General features: G+C 75.4%; 16 protein-coding genes. 7 read left to right on the forward strand and 9 right to left on the reverse strand.

Annotated features, from left to right (window positions below):
* Positions 1-296 (reverse strand): hypothetical protein (locus GTY84_RS14180; protein WP_161226619.1); only part of this gene is annotated, 296 nt, incomplete at its 3' end.
* Positions 297-622: 326 nt separating this feature from the next.
* On the reverse strand, positions 623-2,836 hold the full coding sequence (locus tag GTY84_RS14185; RefSeq protein ID WP_161226620.1) for an MMPL family transporter: 2,214 nt from the start codon (positions 2,834-2,836) through the stop codon (positions 623-625).
* 401 nt (positions 2,837-3,237) lie between these two features.
* Between GTY84_RS14185 and GTY84_RS14190 the strand changes: the two genes are divergently transcribed.
* Positions 3,238-4,431 carry a histidine kinase gene (locus GTY84_RS14190; protein WP_161226621.1) on the forward strand — a complete coding sequence of 398 codons (1,194 nt, stop codon included), beginning with the start codon at positions 3,238-3,240 and terminating at the stop codon, positions 4,429-4,431.
* The gene (locus tag GTY84_RS14195; RefSeq protein WP_161226622.1) at positions 4,428-5,162 is read left to right on the forward strand and encodes a response regulator transcription factor; all 735 of its coding nucleotides are present in this window, start codon (positions 4,428-4,430) and stop codon (positions 5,160-5,162) included. Before GTY84_RS14190 ends, GTY84_RS14195 begins: the two co-directional genes overlap by 4 nt.
* A gap of 486 nt (positions 5,163-5,648) precedes the next feature.
* Here GTY84_RS14195 and GTY84_RS14200 read toward each other — a convergent pair whose 3' ends face one another.
* The 4 genes from GTY84_RS14200 to GTY84_RS14215 all read right to left on the reverse strand — a co-directional run bounded on the left by GTY84_RS14200 (position 5,649) and on the right by GTY84_RS14215 (position 9,701).
* Positions 5,649-6,122 (reverse strand): ATP-binding protein, encoded by a 474-nt coding sequence (locus GTY84_RS14200; RefSeq protein ID WP_161226623.1) that lies wholly within the window; start codon positions 6,120-6,122, stop codon positions 5,649-5,651.
* 124 nt (positions 6,123-6,246) lie between these two features.
* Positions 6,247-7,008, reverse strand: a complete 762-nt coding sequence (locus tag GTY84_RS14205; RefSeq protein WP_161226624.1) for a class I SAM-dependent methyltransferase — start codon at positions 7,006-7,008, stop codon at positions 6,247-6,249.
* Positions 7,009-7,405: 397 nt separating this feature from the next.
* Complete coding sequence (pgm, locus tag GTY84_RS14210; RefSeq protein WP_161226625.1) at positions 7,406-9,046, reverse strand: phosphoglucomutase (alpha-D-glucose-1,6-bisphosphate-dependent); 1,641 nt, start codon at positions 9,044-9,046, stop codon at positions 7,406-7,408.
* 223 nt (positions 9,047-9,269) lie between these two features.
* Positions 9,270-9,701 carry a hypothetical protein gene (locus GTY84_RS14215; protein WP_237532273.1) on the reverse strand — a complete coding sequence of 144 codons (432 nt, stop codon included), beginning with the start codon at positions 9,699-9,701 and terminating at the stop codon, positions 9,270-9,272.
* Between the two features lie 172 nt (positions 9,702-9,873).
* Here GTY84_RS14215 and sigJ point away from each other — a divergent pair, with 172 nt between their 5' ends.
* Together sigJ and GTY84_RS14225 are read left to right on the forward strand one after the other, a co-directional pair.
* Positions 9,874-10,782: an RNA polymerase sigma factor SigJ gene (gene sigJ / locus GTY84_RS14220; RefSeq protein WP_161226627.1), complete on the forward strand. Its 909-nt coding sequence runs from the start codon at positions 9,874-9,876 to the stop codon at positions 10,780-10,782.
* 331 nt (positions 10,783-11,113) lie between these two features.
* The gene (locus GTY84_RS14225) at positions 11,114-11,929 is read left to right on the forward strand and encodes an SAM-dependent methyltransferase (protein ID WP_161226628.1); all 816 of its coding nucleotides are present in this window, start codon (positions 11,114-11,116) and stop codon (positions 11,927-11,929) included.
* A gap of 32 nt (positions 11,930-11,961) precedes the next feature.
* On the opposite strand, the gene GTY84_RS14230 is transcribed toward GTY84_RS14225, so the two are convergent.
* Positions 11,962-12,900, reverse strand: a complete 939-nt coding sequence (locus tag GTY84_RS14230; RefSeq protein ID WP_161226629.1) for a LysR family transcriptional regulator — start codon at positions 12,898-12,900, stop codon at positions 11,962-11,964.
* A 129-nt stretch (positions 12,901-13,029) separates the two neighbouring features.
* Between GTY84_RS14230 and mdlC the strand changes: the two genes are divergently transcribed.
* From mdlC to GTY84_RS14245, 3 genes are all read left to right on the forward strand, one after another.
* On the forward strand, positions 13,030-14,610 hold the full coding sequence (gene mdlC / locus GTY84_RS14235) for a benzoylformate decarboxylase (RefSeq protein ID WP_161226630.1): 1,581 nt from the start codon (positions 13,030-13,032) through the stop codon (positions 14,608-14,610).
* 273 nt (positions 14,611-14,883) lie between these two features.
* Positions 14,884-16,338, forward strand: coding sequence for a benzaldehyde dehydrogenase (locus GTY84_RS14240; protein WP_161226631.1), 1,455 nt, complete (start codon positions 14,884-14,886; stop codon positions 16,336-16,338).
* A gap of 63 nt (positions 16,339-16,401) precedes the next feature.
* Positions 16,402-17,655 (forward strand): aromatic acid/H+ symport family MFS transporter, encoded by a 1,254-nt coding sequence (locus GTY84_RS14245; RefSeq protein ID WP_161226632.1) that lies wholly within the window; start codon positions 16,402-16,404, stop codon positions 17,653-17,655.
* Positions 17,656-17,828: 173 nt separating this feature from the next.
* Here GTY84_RS14245 and GTY84_RS14250 read toward each other — a convergent pair whose 3' ends face one another.
* Positions 17,829-18,575, reverse strand: a complete 747-nt coding sequence (locus tag GTY84_RS14250; RefSeq protein WP_161226633.1) for a PepSY domain-containing protein — start codon at positions 18,573-18,575, stop codon at positions 17,829-17,831.
* 272 nt (positions 18,576-18,847) lie between these two features.
* A complete protein-coding gene (locus tag GTY84_RS14255) occupies positions 18,848-19,828 on the reverse strand; it encodes a LysR family transcriptional regulator (protein WP_161226634.1) in 981 nt (326 codons plus the stop codon).
* Positions 19,829-20,086: the final 258 nt, after the last annotated feature.

Genomic DNA, 20,086 nt, shown 5'->3' on the forward strand with positions numbered 1-20,086 from the left:
GCGTGCACACCACCGTGGGGCCGCTCGTTCTCCTCACCACGGGCACCCTCCTCACCCCGCTCCTCGCCGGAGCCGCCACCCCACTCACCCTTCACCTGCGACAGCGCACCGCCACCCGCGTGCACACCACCGTGAGGGCTCTCGTGTCCGCCGTTGTCGCCGCGCTCCACGCTGTGCGAGGAGTCGGAGCCGCCGTTGTCCCAGTCACCGCCGGACGCCGCGTGGGCGCCGGGCGTGCCGATCGCCAGGGCGGCCGCGGCCGCCGCTGTGACCAGGAACGTACGAGTAGAACGCATCTGAGATGTCCTTCCGTACCGGCCCGGGCAGCTGGTCCTTCGTCAGCTGGGGACCCGGGACCGACGTGAATCACCGTCAGTCACCACCGGGGCCCGCACCACTCGGGGCGCTCACGCGGGTGAACGGCTCACCGGGCCGGGCCGGGCGCCCTGCACCGCCCGGGTGACACGGCGTCCGGTGCCGGGGACGCGGCGGTCCCGGCACCGGTGGGACGGTGGTGCCGGGACCGTGGGAGGGGCGGGGGCTCGGGCCGGACCCCCGGGGCGCGCCGGGAAGGAGGGCCGCGGGGTCCCGCGCCCGGGTCGGGCCGCCCGGTGCGGACGGGTCAGGGGACGGGCACGCTCTCCCGGTCCGGCCGGGCCGGGGCCGTCTCCCCCGGCCGGTGGCCGTCGCGGCCGGGGCGGACCGGCCACCAGATGCCGCGGCCGAGCAGCGCGGCGGTCGCGGGGACCAGCACGATGGACAGGACGAACGCCGAGAGCAGGATGCCGAGGGCCGTGGCGAATCCGATCTGCTGGGTGGCCGGGGCCGCGTTGACGGCCAGGCTGCCGAAGGAGGCGGCGAGCACGACCCCGGCCGTGGCGATGGCGGGCGCGGTGTGGCGCACAGCGCGGGCCACGGCGGCGCGGGCCGGCCCGGGGCGGGCCATCTCCTCGCGGACGCGGTCGCTGATGAGGATGTTGTAGTCGGTGCCGAGGGCGACCACGAACAGGAACAGCACCAGCGGGAGGACGAAGTTGACGCCCGGCTCGCCCCCGAGGTGCTGGAAGAAGAGCGCCGAGGCGCCGAGCGTGGCGGCGAAGCACATTCCCACGGCGATCATCAGGACGGCGGGTGCCAGCAGGCTGCGCAGCAGGAGGAGCAGGATCAGGGAGATCAGCGCGGCGGCGACCGGGAACACGATCCGCAGATCGTGGTCGACGGCGGTGGAGATGTCCGCGAAGATCGCGGCCGTGCCGCCGACGTGGGCCTCGGTGCCGTCGGGCGTGTGCGCGGCCACCGTGTCCCGCACGGGTCCGGAGACGAGGTCGCGGGCCTTCTGGGTGGCGGAGTCGGCGTCGAGGTAGAGGTCGACGCGGGCGGCGGAGCGGTCCTCGCTGAGCACCGGCTCGGCCACGCTGCCGACGCCGTCGACCCCGGCGAGGGCGGTGGACAGCGGGCGGAGCGTGTCGGCGGCCAGGGTGCCTCCCCCGTCGGCGGTGACGTAGACGGTGGCCGGATCGGACACCCCGGCGGGCAGGGCGCGGGCGATCTCGGCCGCGGTGGCGGCGGCCGGGGTGCCGGAGTCCCCGGAGGTCTGGCCGAAGTCCATGCGGATGCCGCTGAGCCCCGCGGCGAGCGCGCCGAGCAGGGCGACGCAGAGGAGCAGCGCGGCGAACGGACGGCGGACGATCAGCTCACCCGCGCGGGCGGACGGGCCGGGGCGCGGGGCGCCGGTGAGGGAGCGGGAGGGCCAGAACATCCGGCGTCCGCAGACCGTGAGCAGGGCGGGCATGAAGGTGAGGCTGGCCAGCAGCATCACCAGCACGGACAGGGCGACGGCTGGGCCGAGCACCCGGAACTGCCCGAACGTGGCGATCCCGAGGGTGGCGAAGGCGGCCACGATGGTGAGGGCGGCGGAGGTGATCGCGGTGCCGACCCGGGCGCTGACCTCGCGGGCCACGGCGCGCGCCGGGCGATCGGGGCGGGCCCGCAGCTCCTCGCGGAAGCGGAAGAGGAGGAAGAGGAAGTAGTCGACGCCGATGCCGATGAGGACGACCCCGATGAGGCTGGGGGTGGAGGGGTCGAGCCTGATCCCGGTGAGCAGGGAGGCGGAGACGACCACGCCGGCCGCGGCGCCGCCGATGACGCTGACCGCGAGCAGGGGTACGAAGGCGGCCAGGAGGCTGCGGAACACCAGGATGTTGATCAGCACGATCAGGCCGAGCATGACCAGGCCGACGACCTTGGAGGTGGTCTCCCCCGCCTCCGTGGTGTCGGCCATGTCCGCGAGGCCGCCGGTGAATCCGGTGCGCATGCCCTCCGCGGCGAAGTCGGCCCGGGCCGTGTCGCGGAAGGCGCGGTAGAGGTCGTGCATACCGGGGTCGGTGGTGTTGCCGGTGAGCTGGACGGAGATCAGCTCGAAGGCGCGGTCGGGGGCGACCATGGCCGGGGCGGTGCGAGGTGTCTGCGAGTAGTCCTCGGCCAGGAAGGAGGGGCCTTCCCGCTGGTCCCGCGGCATCGTCACACGGCGCTCGCCCAGCGTGCCGGCGACGGTCTCGACGCGCCGCTGGTCGGCGTCGGTGAGGGGCTCGCCGTCCTCGCGGGCGACGAGGACGACCACCGTGTTGGCGTCCGGGTCGACGCCGAACCGCTCCTCGGCGGTCCGCAGCGCCGCCGCCGAGTCGTAGGTGGAGGGCAGGAAGCCACCGGTCTGCGACTCGGTGGCCCGGAAGACCAGTGCCTGGCCGGCCAGGGTGAGCAGGATTCCCACCACCGTCCACACGGCGATGGTCTTCCAGGGGTGTCGGGTGGAGAGCCCGGTCAGGGCGCGGATCACGTCGTCCTCCGTCGGTGGGTGGTGGGCCGGGTCACCGGCACCCCTCCAGCACATCAGCGGCCGGGCCCGGATTCCTCCGAGCACGGAACGAGAACCGGACCGGGAGCGGGGGCCGCCCGGGACCGCGGACTGGGACCCTGCTCCCAGAGCGGGATCGGTCCCGGGTCCCGGTCGGCGGGCTCCGCCCGGTGCGAGACTGGAGGACCGGGCGGACCGCCGCCCGCCCGCGCGGACCCGAGCGGACGGCGGGCGGGCGTGGAGACCGGCACCAGTAACGGCAACGGACCGGCACCGGCACGCGCGTCGGACGTTCCGGGACCGCCGGTGATCCAGCACCGCGGGTGATCCAGGACGGCGGGCGGCCCGGGAGGGACGGCCGATGGCACGAGGAGAGGACCGGAATGGCGAGCACGGCCCGTGGAGCCGGGGCCGAGGGGGCCCGGCCGGGCGGAGGGCGCACCCCGCCCTGGACCCGCAACGACGTCCTCGTCACGGCCGGTGCCGCGGTGGTGGACCTGTTCGGGTTCACGCTCAACTCCCAGCTCGACCTGGGGTACATCCCGATGGCCGGATGCCTGCTCTCCGCCCTGGCGACGCTGCCGCTGCTGGTGCGGCGGCGCTTTCCGCTGAGCACGCTGGTGACCGTGCTGCTGCTCGGTCTCGCGCTCGACCTCACCGTGCCGATGCCCCCGCACTTCAGCCTTTCGCTGGGCCTGTCGCTGTACACCGTGGCGCGGCACCGGAGTCCCCGCGTGACCGCGGCCTCGGTGCTCGCCTGCGTGGTGCTGCCGATGGCGAGCCGGGTGTCGGAGTCGGAGCCGCCGGTGCTCTATCTGGTGAGCACCGGGGTGGCCGGCATCGTGGTGGTGGTCGCGGCGACCGTGATGTCCCACTGGCAGCGGGACATCGAGACCAACCGTCGGCTGATGGCGGACCGGGCGGTGGCCGCGGAGCGGCGCCGCATCGCCCGGGAGCTGCACGACATCGTGGCGCACCACATCACCACCATGCAGCTCATGTCCGGGGGTGCCCGCGCGAATCTGGCCCGCGATCCGGAGGTGGCCCGCGAGGCCCTGATCACCCTGGAGGGGGCGGGGCGGATGGCGCTGCGGGAGATGCGGCAGCTGCTGGACGTGCTGCGCGCCGGGGACGAGGCGGAGGAGGAGCCGACCGAGCCGCAGCCCGGCGAGGGCGATCTGGAGCGGATCGTCGCCGCGTCCCGCCGGGCCGGTCTGCCCACCGGGCTGGAGGTGCGGGGCGAGCCGCGTCCGCTGCCGCCGAGCGTGGGGCTCGCGGTGTTCCGGATCGTCCAGGAGGCGCTGACCAACACGCGCAAGCACGCGGGCGGGGCGACGGCCTCGGTGGTGCTGTGCTACGAGCCGGACGGCGTGGCGGTGACGGTGACCGACGACGGGACGGGCGGCGAGGGCGGAGCCGGCGCGGCGGCGGCCGACGGTTCCGGCTACGGTCTGGTCGGCATGCGGGAACGGGCCGTGCTGCTCGGTGGAACGCTGACGGCCGGTCCGCAGGACACGGGCGGGTACCGGGTGGCCGCCCGGCTCCCGCTGACGGCCGACGAGGGAGCGCTGCGATGAGCGGCACGGCGGAGGGAGCGGAGCGGATGGCGGACGCGGGTGCGGACGGGTCCGGGGGCGGGCGGCCGATCCGGGTGCTGATCGCGGACGACCAGCCGCTGGTGCGGCGCGGGCTGGCGCTGATCCTCACGCCGGACCCGGGCTTCGAGGTGGTCGGCGAGGCCGGGAACGGCGAGGAGGCGGTGGAGCTGGCGCGGCGGCTGCGGCCCGACACCGTCGTCATGGACATCCGGATGCCGGTCCTGGACGGGGTCGCCGCCACCGCCCGGCTCGCCCACGAGGTGCCGGAGTGCCGGGTGCTGGCCCTGAGCACCTTCGACCTGGACGAGTACGTGGTGGCGGCGCTGCGCGCCGGGGCCTCCGGGTTCCTGCCCAAGGACATCTCCCCGGAGGAACTGGTGGCGGCGCTGCGGGTGGTGCACACCGGTGAGGCAGCGGTCGCGCCCCGGCTGCTGACCCGGCTGATCGCCGCCTATGTGCGGACACCGCCCCGTCCCCTGCCGCCGGTCGCGCGGACGGGCGAGCTGACCCCGCGCGAGGTGGAGGTGTGGCGGCTGATGGCGGAGGGCCGGGACAACACGGAGATCGCGCGGGCCATGGACATCAGCGCGTCCACCGTGAAGAACCACATCACCGGCCTCTTCGGCAAGCTCGGTGTCCGGGACCGGGCCCAGGCGGTGATCGCCGCGTACGAGACGGGGCTGGTGGAGGTCGGCGAGCGGCGCGGCTAGGGTCTTTCGTCTGGATCAGGCCAGGCCCCGCTCCCTGATCCGGCCTGCCCAAACGAGAGGCCCTACGGCCTGTCCGACGATTGCCGTCGTCGCCCGTGGGGCGATCGCGCGGCGTCGGGCGGGTACTCCCGGCGCGCCGGCTCCGGGCCTTCGTACGGGAAGCACTCGGGGCCGGGGTCGGTGCGGCGAGAGAGCCCCGCATGGCGCCGCGCGGCAGACGGGAATGGCCGGGCATGCCCCAGGGCCTTCTGGGCAGAGTACGGCTGCTCCATCCGCGGAGCCATGGGAGCAGGGCTCCCCGTGCGCGGAAGCACCGCCGGGGAGTCGGCGTGGAGCTGTGCGATGGACGGGCCGTTCCTCGGGGGCGGCGCTCCCCCGGTCGCCCCGTCACGGCCCGGTCCGACTCCGTTCGACCGGGCCGGGACCGTCCCGGCCGCCCGCCCACGCCCGGGGAGATGCCCCGCGCCCGGGTGGTGGTGCCCCGGATCACCGGCCGGCGGCCGGGTCCGGACCGTCGTCGACGAGCCGTAACCGCGCGGTGGTGCGCTTGCCGCCGGGGGCGCGGCGCACGTCCAGGCTCTGGCAGAGCGCCGTGACGATCTCCAGGCCGTGCCCGCCGATCCGTCCCGGGTCCGCCGTCCGGGCGACGGGCACCGGGGACACCACCGGGGCGCTGTCCCACACGGTGATCTCGACCGCTCCGTCGGCCAGGGCGAGCCCGAGGGAGGACGGGCCGGGCGCGTGCTTGCAGGCGTTCGTCAGCAGCTCGCTGACGACCAGTTGCACCATGCCCGCGGTGCGGTCGGAGACGGCGGGGCCGCCCGTCGCCCGCAGCCGTTCCAGGAAGCCCCGGGCCAGCTCCCGGCCCCGGGCGATGTCCCCCGACCCGCCCTCATACCGTGCCGACGCCCCGGTCGGCGCGTCCCCGCGCCGGCCGCCGTCGCGGACAGCCCCGTTCATCCGACCCGCCCTCTTCCTGAGCCTCGACCGTCACATCCGCCCGTCTACCCCCGAATCCGGCGGACCATCGGGGGCGTACGGGCCGCGTCGGCGGCGGTGCCGGTGCGGCGGGCGGTGCGGCCGGTCAGACGCCCGGTGCCGCGGGGGCGGCGCCGGGCGTCTCGCGCAGGGTGACGCAGACGAAGCCGAACACGTCCCGGTAGACGCCCAGCCAGCCCTCGCGGTGGGCGGTGGCCTCGGCCAGGGCCGGGGCGCTGTCGGGATCGTCGGGGTGGTCCAGCGCCCAGGCGGCCAGCGAACCGGTCCAGGCCCACTCGTAGGCGTCGAGTTCGCCGCGGGTGCTGAGGTGTCCGTCGACGGGCGTCCAGCCCTCCGCGACGACCCGGTCCAGGGTGGTGGCGAGATCGGTGAGGTCGCCGAGCATCTCGACGGCCCCGGCGGACGGTTCGCCCTCCCAGTAGCCGTCGCCGACCAGCACCCGGCCGCCGGGGGCCAGATGGCGGCGGGCCGCCGCGAGGGTCCTCGGCAGCCCCCCGAAGGCATGGAGCGCGCCCACGCAGAGCACCAGGTCGAAGGCGTGGGGAGCGGTGAACCCGGAGGCGTCCCGGTGGTGGAGGAGCAGCCGGTCCCGGACGCCGAGGCGGTCCGCCTCCCGCCCGGCGCGGGCGAGCGCGGCCGCGGAGGTGTCCACGCCCTCCGCGCGCACCCCCGGGTGCGCGGTGAGGGCACGCATCAGCCAGGCGGCCTGACCGCAGCCGAGGTCGAGCACGCGCTCGTCGCCCCGCGGCAGGGCACGGGCGAGCAGGCGGCGCACCGACCCGTCGTCGAGCGGGGCGGCGATCGGGTGGTCGCCGTGGGCGATGAGGGAAAGCACCTGCCGGTCCATCGGGCGAAGCCTGGCACGACGGGCGGCACGCCCGCACACGGATTTCCGGGCACCCGGTCCCGTCGGGCACCCGTTCCGCGAGGCGTCCCGTACCGGCCGTCGATGCCCGCGCCCGGGCTCGGTCGGGGCAGCCCCGCGGGACCGGGAGGCGGGGCCCGGCCTCCCCGGCCGGGAGTGCCGGAGTGCCGGGAGTGCCTGGCGCGCCCGGGGCCGTCCGGGAGGCGTTCGCAACGCGCTCAATGCCGCGCACACCGGGAGCCGTCCACCGGTCCGTGCCCGCCGACCCGCCCGAGCCCGTGCTCCGCGCACGCCACCGGTCCGCGCGCACCGGTCCGCGCGCACCGGTGGGCGGCCCGCCCCTGCGGCGGACCGCCGGGCTCCCGGGGGCCGGGGCCGGTCAGGCGGTGAGCGCGCCGAGGACCACGTGCTTCGCCTCCTCCTGCACCTGCCGCAGGTGGTCCGGCCCGCGGAACGACTCGGCGTAGATCTTGTACACGTCCTCCGTGCCGGAGGGCCGGGCCGCGAACCACGCGTTCTCGGTGGTCACCTTGATGCCGCCGATGGGCGCGTCGTTGCCCGGGGCCCGGGTGAGGACCGCGGTGACCGGTTCCCCGGCGAGGGTCCCCGCGGTGACCCCGGCCGGGGAGAGGGCGGCCAGGCGGGCCTTCTCCTCGCGGGTGGCGGGGGCGTCGACGCGGGCGTAGGCGGGTTCCCCGAAGCGGGCGGTGAGCGCGGTGTAGTGCTCGGAGGGGGTCCGGCCGGTGACGGCGGTGATCTCGGAGGCGAGCAGGGCCAGCAGGATGCCGTCCTTGTCGGTGGTCCACACCGAGCCGTCCCGGCGCAGGAAGGAGGCGCCGGCGGACTCCTCGCCCCCGAAGCCGAGGGTGCCGTCGGCCAGTCCCGGCACGAACCACTTGAAGCCCACCGGGACCTCGACCAGCGGTCGGCCGAGGTCGGCGGCGACGCGGTCGATCATGCCGGAGGAGACGAGGGTCTTGCCGATGCCCGCCCCGGACGGCCAGTCGGGGCGGTGGGCGAAGAGGTGGGCGATGGCGGCGGCGAGGTAGTGGTTGGGGTTCATCAGTCCGCCGTCGGGGGTGACGATGCCGTGCCGGTCGGCGTCGGCGTCGTTGCCGGTGGCGATGGTGAAGCGCCCGCTGCGTTCGATCAGGGAGGCCATGGCGTGCGGGGAGGAGCAGTCCATGCGGATCCTGCCGTCCCAGTCCAGGGTCATGAACCGCCAGGTGGGATCGGTGAGCGGGTTGACGACGGTCAGGTCGAGGCGGTGCTGCTCGGCGATGCGGCCCCAGTAGGCGACGGAGGCGCCGCCCAGCGGATCGGCGCCGATGCGGACACCCGCGGCCCGGATCGCTTCCAGGTCGAGGGCGCTCGGCAGGTCGGCGACGTACCGGCCGAGGAAGTCGTACCGGCCGGTGCCGGGCGCGGCGAGCGCCTTGGCGTACGGGAGGCGGCGGACGTCCTTCAGACCGGCGGCGATGATCTCGTTGGCGCGGTCCTGGATCCAGGAGGTGGCGTCCGATCCGGCGGGGCCGCCGTGCGTCGGGTTGTACTTGAAGCCGCCGTCGGCGGGCGGGTTGTGCGAGGGGGTGACGACCACGCCGTCGGCGAGGCCGGTGGTGCGGCCCCGGTTGTGGGCGAGGACGGCGTGCGACACCGCGGGCGTGGGGGTGTAGCCGTCGGCGGTGTCGATGAGGACGGTCACGTCGTTGGCGGCGAACACCTCCAGCGCGGTGGTCCGCGCGGGCTCGGACAGCGCGTGGGTGTCGGCGCCGAGGAACAGGGGGCCGTCGGTGCCCCGGTCGGCGCGGTACTCGCAGATGGCCTGGCTGGTGGCGGCGATGTGGTCGTCGTTGAACGCCGCCGCGAGGGACGAGCCGCGGTGCCCGGACGTGCCGAACGCCACGCGTTGCGCGGGCTCGGCCGGGTCCGGGCGCAGCGCGTAGTACGCCGTCACCAGGCGGGCGACGTCGATCAGGTCGTCGGGTCCGGCCTGGCGGCCGGCTCGGTCGTGCTGCATGCGCCCACTCCTCCGCATCGGTCACGCATCGCGTCGGGGCCATCTTCCCCCGTCACCGGCGGGAGCGGGCGCGGCGGGCCGGGGCGTGGCGCGATCACGCCGACCGGCACGCCGCGCCGTCCCCCGCGCCGGGCGCGCGGCGCGGTCCCGGAGGCGCGGGGGCGCCGCGCGGTCCCGGGGCGCGGGCGTGCGGTCCCGGGGGCGCGGTGCGGGCGGCCGGGGGTCAGATGCGGCCGCCCGTGGCGCGGGTGAGGGGGCCCTGCGGGGTGCGGGCGGCGCGGCGCCCCACCGCGTACGAGGCGGCGCTCAGCGCGGTCAGTCCCGCTCCCACGCCCGCGGCGACGAGCTTGCGCTGCGCGATGACGGTCCAGGCGGTCCGGGCGGTGGCCGCGACCTGGTCCGAGGTGGCGGCGACGGCCCGGCGGCCCGCCTCGACGCCCTTGGCGGCGGCGCCGGGGGCTTCCGCGGCGGCCTCGGCAGTCCCGGACGCGGCGCTCTCCGCCGTGCGCGCGGCGGACTTGGCGGTCCCGGCGGCGGGCGCGGTGGCGCCGCTCGCGGTGTCGCGGGCCGCGCCCCGGGCGCCCCGGGCGGTGGCGGGCTTCTTTCCGGTGTCCTTGTTCATGTCCTTGCCCATGTCCTTGTTCGGATCGCTCATGGCTCCCGCCTTGCCCCTCAACGGGTCGGCAAACACGCGGGGTTCCGCCCGGACGGGTGGGTACCGGGCCGGTCGGGCCGCGCGGTTCTGGAAGACTGGGGGCGGGCTCCGGGCCGCGGCGCGCCGGGGCCGCCCCCACCCCCGCGCCGTCCTCCCGGAAGGCGGCCCCGCCATGGACACCCCGGTGACCGGAGATCCCCTCGGCCCGGCGGCGGAGGTCTTCACCCGTGCCCGGCCGCGCCTGTTCGGCATCGCGTACCGGGTGCTGGGCAGCGTCGCCGAGGCGGAGGACGTGGTGCAGGACGTCTGGCTGCGCTGGCAGGGCGCCGACCGCGACCGGGTGCGGGAGCCGGAGGCGTACCTGGCGCGGGCGGCGACCCGGCGGGCCGTGGACGTGGCCCGCTCGGCGCGGGTGCGCCGGGAGTCCTACGTGGGACCGTGGCTGCCCGAGCCGGTCGACACGGGCGTCGATCCGCAGATCGGGGCGGAGCGCCGGGAGGCGCTGGAGCTGGCGGTCCTGGTGGTGCTGCAGAAGCTCACCCCGGTGCAGCGGGCGGCGTACGTGCTGCGCGAGGCGTTCGCGTACCCGTACGAGGAGATCGCCGCCGTGCTGGAGCTGACCCCGGTGAACGTCCGCCGGATCGTCAGCCGGGCCCGCGGGCGACTGGCCGCCGAGCGGCGGTCCCCGGTGGACACCGGGGAGCACCGGCGGCTGCTGGCGGCCTTCCTCGCCGCGGCCGGGAACGGCGACACGGACGCGCTGGAGGAGGTGCTGTCGGCCGCCGTGGTCGCCCACGCGGACGGCAACGGCATGCGGGGCGTGGCCCGGGTGCCGGTCTCGGGCCCCGCGCGGGTGGCGCGGATCAGCGGCTTCCTGCCGGAGATGCTGCCGGGCGCCGCGTTCCGCCCGGCGGAGGTCAACGGGCTGCCGGGGGCAGTGATCCTGCGAGCCGGGACGGTCGTGGGGGTGCTCGGCGTCACGGTGGCGGCGGACGGCATCGACCGCCTCTTCTGGCTGCTGGCGCCGGAGAAGGTACGGGCCTACGCACGCTCGTCGCGGCGCGCCCTCCCGGTGCCCTGAGCGGACGGGGCGGCCCGGTCCTCCCCGGGTCGCCCCGCGCCGCCCCGTCCGGCCTCCCGGTTCCGGGGCGGGAAAGGTCGACTGCCGTGTGCGCGAGGGATGATGACGCTCCCCCACACCTGGACGCCCCGCCCCCTCTCGGGCCCCGGAGCCCTCCGTGCGGTCGGGGCGTGGCGGGAACCCTCCCCGAGTGGACGGCCGGAACGGCACCCGTCCGCGCCACGGGTCCGGCGCACCGGCCGTTCCGGGACGTCCCCCGCCGTCGTCGGCGTCAACTCGCCTCGCTACGTTGACTCCTGAGCGATCGTCACCCGCATCGGAGGACCGCACCATGGCCGAGCCGACCGTCCCGGGCGAGCTGCGTCACCGGATCAGGACCGACCAGCCGCACACCGCCCGCATCTGGAACTACTGGCTGGGAGGCAAGGACAACTACCCCGTCGACCAGGAGGCGGGGGACCGCATCCGCGCCCTGCACCCGGGCATCGGGGAGTACGCGCTCGCGGACCGCCGCTTCCTCGGCCGGGCGGTGCGCCATCTGGTCACGGAGTGCGGCATCCGGCAGTTCCTCGACATCGGCACCGGGCTGCCCTCGGCCGACAACACCCACGAGGTGGCCCAGCGGCTCGCGCCCGAGTCCCGGATCGTCTACGTCGACAACGACCCGATCGTCCTGGCCCACGCGGCGGCCCTGCTGACCAGCGCGCCGGAGGGCCGCACCGACTACCTCGACGAGGACCTGCGCAACGTCGGCGCCATCATGGAGCACGCCGCGCGCACCCTCGACCTGAGCGAACCCGTGGCGCTGATCCTGCTCGGGGTGGTCATCTTCGTCGGGGACGACGGGGAGGCGTACGGGCTGGTGCGGCGGCTGCTGGACGCGCTGCCCCCGGGCAGCCACCTCGTGCTGTCCCACACCGTCACCCGGCCGGACATGCCGGACGTGGACGCGGCGGTGGCCTTCTGGAACGAGCACGGCACCCCGAAGCTGACCCAGCGCACTCCGGAGGCGGTCGCCCGGTTCTTCGACGGGCTGGAGCTGCTGGAGCCCGGCGTGGTCTCCTGCAACCGCTGGCGCCCCGGGAAGACCGGAGCCGAACCGACCGCCGAGGTCGCCATGTTCGGCGGTGTCGCCCGCAAGGCGTAGCCGCCGGTCGGGTCCACGGGCCGGCGGGCCGGTCAGCGGGCCGGCGGGCCGGGCGGCAACTGGGCCGGGCTGACCTGCTCGCCCAGCACGCGCGCCATGAACCGCACCAGCCACCGCTGCGCCGGGCTGCGCGAGCTCTCGTGCCGGGCGTACAGGGCCACTTCGATCGGCTCGGTCTCGAACGGCAGCCGCACCAGGCGCACCCGGTGGGAGGCGGTGAAGACCTCCCCCACGTACTCGGGGACGATCGCGACCAGATCGGTCTGCTCCAGCAGATAGGGCAGCATGGAGAACCGGGTGGCGTCGACGGCCACCCTTTCCAGCAGGCCGTGCATGGCCAGCACCGCGCGCGGGGCGACGTGGCCGCTCGGACCGAAGACCGTCGCGTGGTGCTCGGTCGCGAGGTCGTCCAGGGTGACCGCGCCGCCCCGGATACGGGGGTGGTCCGCGGCCACCATCAGCACGTAGCGCTCCTGGAACAGCGGGATGCGCACCATCCGGTGCGAGATGAGCACCGGGGTGGCGACGAACGCGTCGAGATCGCCGTTGCGCAGGTGCCCCTCGGCGTCCTCCACGTCGAACGGGCGCACAGTGAACGACACCCCCGGCGCCAGCTCGCGCGCCGCGGCCAGCAGCCTCGGCAGCAGGGTCGCCTCCCCGAGGTCGGACAGGGCGATGGTGAAACGGCCGGACATGGCCGCCGGGTCGAAGGTGTCCGCCTGCCGCACCGCCCCGTCGATCTCCGCCAGGGCCCGCCGCAGCGGCTGGTACAGCCGCCGGGCTTCGGCGGTCGCCGTCAGTCCGCGCCCGGTGCGGCGGAACAGCTCGTCGTCGAAGTGGCGGCGGAGCTTGCCGAGGCTGTAGCTGACGGTGGGCTGGGTGACGTGGAGGCTCTCGGCGGTCGCCGTGACGCTGCCGGTCTCGTACAGCAGGACGAAGACGCGGGCCAGATTCAGGTCGAAGGTGCCCATGACGACGGACTATATCGGGACACCACGGCCTCGATATCGATCGTCTCTATGTCGGCGCCCCGAAACATTTATTGGTGCCCATGTCGCACGGTGCCTAGCGTTTCCGGCACCACATCGAAAGGAACCTCCGTGCCATCCGTGCGTCGCGTCTCCCACGAGTTCCTGGAGCGTCAGGGACTGACCACCGTCTTCGGCAACCCGGGCTCCAACGAACTGCCGTTCCTCACCGGCCTGCCCGACGGGTTCCGCTATGTCCTCGGCCTGCACGAGGGCGCCGTGGTCGGCATGGCGGACGGGTTCGCCCAGGCCACCGGACGGCCGGTGCTGGTCAACCTGCACGCGGCCTCGGGGTCGGGCAACGCGATGGGCGCGCTGACCAACGCGGTGGCCTCCCGCACTCCGCTGGTGGTCGTGGCCGGGCAGCAGGTGCGCTCCGCCATCGGCCCGGAGGCCAACCTGGCCAGCGTCGACGCGCCCTCGCTGATGAAGCCGCTGGTCGGCTGGGCGGCGGAACCGGCGTGCGCCGGGGATGTGCCGCGCGCCCTCGCCCAGGCCGTCTTCGAGGCCGGGCTCCAGCGCCGCCCGACCTATCTCTCCGTGCCGTACGACGACTGGGACGCCGAGGCCGACGCCAACGCGTCCGCCGTGCTCGACCGGCGGGTGCACCGCGCCGCCGCGCCGGGCGCCGACCAGGCCCGGTGGCTCGTCGAGCGGGTGACCGGGGCGCGCCGGCCCGCCCTGGTGCTGGGCGGGGACATCGACTCGGCCGGCCTGTTCGACGAGGCGGTCCGGCTGGCGGAGCGCCTGGGCGGGCCGGTCTGGGCGGCCCCGTCGCAGTTCCGGCTGCCGTTCCCCAACCGGCACCCGCTGTTCCGGGGGGTGCTGCCGGCCGGGATCGCGCCGGTGTCCGAGGCGTTCGAGGGCCACGACCTGGTGCTGGTGCTGGGCGCCCCGGTCTTCCGCTACCACGAGTACCTGCCGGGCCGATACCTGCCGGAGGGCACCCGGCTCGTCCAGGTGACCGGGGACGCCCCGGCCGCCGCACGGGCGCCGATGGGCGAGGCGCTGGTCGCGGACCCGGGCGAGGTCATCGCCCTGCTGCTGGAGGCGCTCGGGGAGCCCGAGGCCCCGGCGGGCGCGCACCGGCCGGTGCCCGAGCCGCCGTCCGCGGAGGGCCCCGCCCTCCATCCGGAGCAGGTGTTCGCCGCCCTGCGCGACGAGTCGCCCGAGGACACCGCGTACGTCGTGGAGTCCACCTCGACCACCGGCGCCTGGTGGCGCCAGATGGACCTGCGCCGCCCCGGTTCCTACTACTTCCCGGCGGCCGGCGGGCTCGGCTTCGGCCTGCCCGGCGCGGTGGGGGTGGCCATGGGGATGCCCGACCGCCCGGTCGTCGGCGTGATCGGCGACGGCTCGGCCAACTACGGCATCACCGCCCTGTGGACGGCCGCCCAGCACCGCGTCCCGCTGACCGTCGTCCTGCTCCGCAACGGCACGTACGGGGCGCTGCGCTGGTTCAGCGGACTGCTCGGTGTGGCGGACGCGCCGGGGCTGGACATCCCCGGGCTGGACTTCACCCGCATCGCCGAGGGCTACGGCGTCGCCGCCCGGCACGTCGGCGGCGTGGAGGAGCTGCGCGCGGAGCTGGCACGGCCGGTGGACGGTCCGCGCCTGATCCAGGTCGACACCGCCCTGACCAGCCCCTCCTGAACCCCGCTCCGGCGGGGCGGCGCACCGGCCCGCACGAGGACCGACCCGCCCCGCCGCACCCCCGCACACGACCCCCACCCGCACATCCCCCACACCCCACGACCCACGCGGCTCGCGCGGCACACGCCGCGGACACCGCGCACACCGGCCCCGTCGCACGGCACCCGCCCGCGGGCACACGACAGGCGGGCACCCCGGGGCGCCCGACGCGGCGCGCGACGCCCGGCACACCCGGCGACCGGTGACTCCGACCACCCGAGGAAAGGGCACATCATGACATTCCTGGACAGCGAGGTCTGGGACGGGAAGTTCCTCAGCGACGGCTGGCACGACTCCCCCGTCCAGCACCCGGTCGTCGAACCGGCGACCGGCGACCGGCTCNCCGCGGTGGGCATGGCCACCGCGGACGACGTGGGCCGGGCGGCCGCCCGGGCCGCCGAGGCGCAGCGCGCGTGGGCGGCGACCTCCCCCCAGCGGCGCGCAGCCGTGCTGCGCAGGGCGGGCGAGCTGTTCACCGAGCACGCCGCCGAGATCGAGGAGTGGCTGGTCCGCGAGGCGGGGTCGGTGCGCGCCAAGGCCGCCTTCGAGGCGGGGCTCGCGATCGGCGAGTGCTTCGAGTGCGCGGGCCTGCCCACGCATCCGCAGGGCGAGGTGCTCACCTCGGAGGAGGCCCGCTGGTCGCTGGCCCGCCGCCGCCCGGCCGGTGTGGTCAGCGTGATCGCCCCGTTCAACTTCCCGCTCATCCTGGGCCTGCGCTCGGTCGCCCCGGCCCTGGCCCTGGGCAACGCGGTGCTGCTCAAGCCCGACCCGCGCACCGCGGTGAGCGGCGGCGTGGTCATCGCCCGGATCTTCGAGGAGGCCGGGCTGCCCTCCGGGGTGCTGCACCTGCTGCCGGGGGACGGCGCGGTCGGACAGGCCGTCGTCGAGGCGCCCGAGGTGCGGGTGGTCTCGTTCACCGGATCCACCCCGGTCGGCCGCGCCATCGGCGAGCGGGCCGGACGGCTGCTGAAGCGGGCCCATCTGGAGCTGGGCGGCAACAACGCGCTGGTGGTGCTGGAGGGCGCGGACGTCCGCAAGGCGGCCTCGGCGGGCGCCTTCGGCACCTATCTGCACCAGGGCCAGATCTGTATGACCACCGGTCGCCACATCGTGCACGAGTCGCTGCTGAAGGAGTACACGGCCCTGCTCGCGGCGAAGGCCGAGGCGCTGCCGGTGGGCGACCCGGCGCGCGAGGACGTGGCGCTCGGCCCGATCATCGACGGCCGCCAGCTCGACCGGGTGCACGGGATCGTCACCGACAGCGTGGCGGCGGGCGCCCGGATAGCCGCGGGCGGCAGGGCCGAGGGCGCCTGCTACCGCCCCACCGTGCTCAGCGGGGTCACCACCGCCATGCCCGCCTGGCGCGAGGAGATCTTCGGCCCGGTCGCCCCCGTCCTCGGCTTCTCCACCCTCGACGAGGCGGCCCGTATCGTCGACGACTGCGAGTACGGCCTGTCCGTCGGCATCCTCGGCGACGTCGGCACGGCGATGCGGCTCGCGGACCGGATCGAGTCCGGCAAGGTCCACATCAACGAGCAGACGGTGAACGACGAGCCCAACGCCCCGTTCGGCGGGGTCAAGGCGTCCGGCACCGGTTCCCGGTTCGGCGGCGCGGCGGCCAACGTGGAGGCGTTCACCGAGACCCAGTGGGTGACGGTCCGCCCCGACATCGCCGACTACCCGTTCTGACCGGCCCGGCGGGTCCGGCCGGCCCGGACCCGCTCCACACATCCGCCCCTAGGGAATGTCACCATGGCCTCCGCCACCACCCCCGGCGCGCCCGCGCGGTCCGCCGGTACCGGGAGCAGCGCCTGGACCGTGGTCCTGTGCTGGATCACCGTCCTGCTTGAGGGATACGACCTCGTCGTCCTCGGCGCGATCATCCCCACCCTGCTCAAGACCCATCACCTCGGCATGACCACGGGCGACGCGACCACCATCGCGACGCTCTCCCTCGTCGGGGTGGCCATCGGCGCCGTCTGCGTCGGGCCGCTGGCCGACCGGCTGGGACGCCGCCTCCTGCTGATCGGCTCGGTGGTGGTGTTCTCGGTCCTCACCCTGCTGGTGCCGCTGGCCGACTCGGTCGCGATGTTCGCGGTGCTGCGCCTGCTCGCCGGACTGGGTCTCGGCGCCTGCATGCCGGTGTCGCTGACGATGATGGCCGAGCACATGCCGGTCCACCGCCGCGCGCGGGCCAGCACCCTGACGATGACCGGCTACCACACCGGCGCCGTGATCACCTCGCTGCTGGCCCTGCGGGTCGGCGACCACTGGGAGTCCCTGTTCTACGTCCTCGGCGCGGTGGGCCTGGCCGTGGCCGCCGTGCAGTGGTTCCGGCTGCCGGAGTCGGAGGCGTTCGTCCGGTCCCGGCGGGAGGGCGCGCGCCGGGTGCCGTTCACCGAGCTGCTCAAGCCGACCTACCTGCGCGCCGGCATCGGCGTCTGGGTCGCCTCGTTCATGGGCCTGCTGCTGGTGTACGGCCTGAACACCTGGCTGCCGAAGCTGATGAACGACGCCGGATACCCGGTCCCCACCGCCGTCACCCAGCTGCTGGTGCTCAACGCCGGAGGTGTGGCCGGGCTGGTCCTGGGCGGCTACGTGGCCGACCGCAGGGGCATCAAGGGCACCACCCTGGGCTGGTTCGCCGTCTCGGTGGCCATGCTGGCGGCTCTCAGCCTCCGGATCGGCAGCGACCTCCTGCTCAACACGGTCATCTTCCTCACCGGCGTGTTCGTGTTCTCCGCGCAGGTCCTCGTCTACGCCTACGTCACCCACTTCTACCCGGCCTCGTTGCGCGGTACGGCGCTGGGTTCGGCGTCCGGGATCGGGCGTATCGGCTCCATCGTCGGCCCGTCGATCACCGGAGCGCTGGTGGCGTCGGGGGTGGGCCACCCCTGGGGCTTCTACTTCTTCGCGGCGGTGGCGGTCCTCGGGTTCCTGGCCGTCCTGACCCTGCCGCGCGGGCCGTCCGGGTCCCCGGCCGAGGCGGGCGGCACCGCCGCCTGACCGCACACGGCACACCGCACACGGAACGGGAGCAGCCGGGCCTCGCCCGCTGCTCCCGCGCTGTGTGTGGTGCGCGATGCCTGTGGTGCTCCCCGCGTTTCACGCGGGTCGCATGTGCCGTGCGTGCGGCGTGTGCCGGCTGCCGCGCCGGTCCGCGCGATGCGGTCCCGCGGTCAGTCGCTGTCGGTGTCCTCGCCCAGGACCTTGCCGTTGGCGGCGTCGACGTCGACGGTGGTCTTGTCCCAGGTGTCGGTGGAGACGACGTCCACGGCCCAGATGACCTGCTGGGAGTCGTTCTCCTCCAGCTCGACCTCGGTGACGGTGCCCTTGGTCTTGTCGGTGGCGGCCTTGACGGCCTGCTGCGGGGTCTCGGTGGCCTTCTTCAGCCGGTCGGCGGTGCGGGTCCTGTCGTCGGCGCTCTGGTCGCCCTCGGCCTGGGAGCGGAACACCTTGCCGCTCACCGCGTCGACGTCGACCCGGTGCACGGCGCCGTCGGAGGTGGCGACCTTGGCCTCCCACTCGGGAGCGCCCTTGCTGGGGGCCGGGTTGGGGGTGCTCGGGCTGGGCGAGCCGGTGGTGGCGGTGGCCTCGTCGGAGGTCCGCTTCAGCTCGATGCTCACCAGCTTGCTGTCGGGCACCTCCTTGACGGCGGCGTCGGCGGCCTTGTCCCAGGTGACCTTGGCCATCGGGACCAGTGCCTTGCGCTCCTCCTGGTCCTTGTCCATGGACGGCGAGGCGGAGGTGGGGGACGCGGAGGCGGTGCCGGTCCCGCTGGGGGAACCGGTCGGGGCCGCCTCGGCGACGCTCGAACGGTCGGTGTCGGCGTTGTCCGTGCAGGCCGTCAGCAGGAGGGTGGAGGCGCCCAGGGCACCCAGCACGGCCAGGGAACGGAGTCGGGGAAGTCGTCGCGCAGAGCTCATGATGCTCTCCGTAACCAGGCGTCCCGGCCCCCATTCCGGTTCGCCCGGACAACCACCGGTTTGGCCCTGCGGGCGGCGGCGGCGACCGGGCGGCCGGTGCCGGAGCGGTGCCCGAGTCCTCGCACCGGAACCGGTCCTTCACGCCGGGACCGGTCCATCGCGCCGAGGTCGGTCCATCGCGGCGGGGCAGGGCCCCCGGCCCGGGTCCCTGCCCGTACCGGGTCCCTCCCGGTCCCGCGGCCCGACGGCGCGGACTCGGTCGGCGGACGCGGTCAGCGGGCCCGGACGAACTCCGTGCGGTCGCCCGGCACCGGGGGCCGCGGGGCCACCGTCCGCGGGCCGGGGCCCTCCAGCCAGTCCCGGTAGGCGCGGGACTCGCGGGCCACCTCCCAGTACGCCTCCGCCAGCGCCGGGAAGACGGCGTCCAGTTCGTCCCGGGTGCGGGCGGCGAGCAGCAGGCGCACGCCGAGCGGGTCGCCGTCCAGGCGCCGCACCGCCGTGTCGGGGCGGGACTGGGAGCTGGGCTGGCAGACGGTGACCACCTCGCCGGTGGCGACCAAGGAGGCGGCGGTGTGGTAGTCGCCGTGCAGGACCCTGGGGTCGATGCCGACGGCGCGCAGCACCCGGTGCACCCCGTCCCATTCACCGTCCACCGTGGGGTCGACCATCCAGCGGTCCTCCGCGAGGTCCGCCAAGCGGACGACGGGGTGCCCGGCGGCCGGGTGGTCGGCGGGCAGCATCACGAACTGCGGCTCGCGCTCGACCAGGACCCGCACCCGCAGCGCCTCGGGCATCTGCAGGGGGCAGCCCTCCACCTCGTGCACGAAGGCCACGTCCAGTTGCCCGTCGGCGACCCGGCCGAGCAGCGCGTTGGCGGAGACGTCCATCTGGAGGGTGGGCTCCAGTCCGGGGTGGCGCAGCCGCCGCAGCCAGCCGGCCAGGGCGCGGCTGGCGGTGGAGCCGACGCGCAGCCGGCTTTCCCCGCCGGCCGCGGCGGCGCGGGCCTCGCGCACCAGGGTGCGCATGTCGGCGACGAGCGGGCGGGCCCGGCCGAGGACGGTCCGGCCGAGCGGGGTCGGGCGGCAGCCGGTGCGCCCGCGGTCGAACAGCGGTCCTCCCAGGGCTTGTTCGATACGGCTCAACTGGGTGCTCAACGTGGGCTGGGCGACGCCCAGTTGGCGTGCCGCACGGTGCAGGCTGCCCGCGTCGGCGATGGCGCACAGCGCGCGTAGGTGCCTCACATCCAGCTCCATGCAGGGAGCGTAGAGCGGAACAGAACGTTGCGCCAGGTGAACAAAACGCTGCGGAACAGGGCGAGTTCAGCAGTCCGACCGAAGCCGCCGGGTACCGTCCGAGGAGGTGCGGAACGGAATCCGGACAGGGTTCGGAGCGGGCTCCGGGAGCGGGCGCGGAAGGGGTGCGGGGCCGCCGGGGAAGGGGAGCGGGGCGGGGGCGGGGCCGGTACGGGGCGGGGTGATAGCCCCGTGCTATCGGTTGTTGCCATCATCCCA

The sequence above is a fragment of the Streptomyces sp. SID8352 genome, assembly GCF_009862265.1.
GTDB lineage: Bacteria > Actinomycetota > Actinomycetes > Streptomycetales > Streptomycetaceae > Streptomyces.

Coding starts and splice junctions, on each gene's coding strand:
- GTY84_RS14190 (WP_161226621.1), top strand. CDS start 3,238: ATGGCGAGCACGGCCCGTGGAGCCGGGGCCGAGGGGGCCCGGCCGGGC.
- GTY84_RS14195 (WP_161226622.1), top strand. CDS start 4,428: ATGAGCGGCACGGCGGAGGGAGCGGAGCGGATGGCGGACGCGGGTGCG.
- GTY84_RS14200 (WP_161226623.1), bottom strand. CDS start 6,122: ATGAACGGGGCTGTCCGCGACGGCGGCCGGCGCGGGGACGCGCCGACC.
- GTY84_RS14205 (WP_161226624.1), bottom strand. CDS start 7,008: ATGGACCGGCAGGTGCTTTCCCTCATCGCCCACGGCGACCACCCGATC.
- pgm (WP_161226625.1), bottom strand. CDS start 9,046: ATGCAGCACGACCGAGCCGGCCGCCAGGCCGGACCCGACGACCTGATC.
- GTY84_RS14215 (WP_237532273.1), bottom strand. CDS start 9,701: ATGAGCGATCCGAACAAGGACATGGGCAAGGACATGAACAAGGACACC.
- sigJ (WP_161226627.1), top strand. CDS start 9,874: ATGGACACCCCGGTGACCGGAGATCCCCTCGGCCCGGCGGCGGAGGTC.
- GTY84_RS14225 (WP_161226628.1), top strand. CDS start 11,114: ATGGCCGAGCCGACCGTCCCGGGCGAGCTGCGTCACCGGATCAGGACC.
- GTY84_RS14230 (WP_161226629.1), bottom strand. CDS start 12,900: ATGGGCACCTTCGACCTGAATCTGGCCCGCGTCTTCGTCCTGCTGTAC.
- GTY84_RS14245 (WP_161226632.1), top strand. CDS start 16,402: ATGGCCTCCGCCACCACCCCCGGCGCGCCCGCGCGGTCCGCCGGTACC.
- GTY84_RS14250 (WP_161226633.1), bottom strand. CDS start 18,575: ATGAGCTCTGCGCGACGACTTCCCCGACTCCGTTCCCTGGCCGTGCTG.
- GTY84_RS14255 (WP_161226634.1), bottom strand. CDS start 19,828: ATGGAGCTGGATGTGAGGCACCTACGCGCGCTGTGCGCCATCGCCGAC.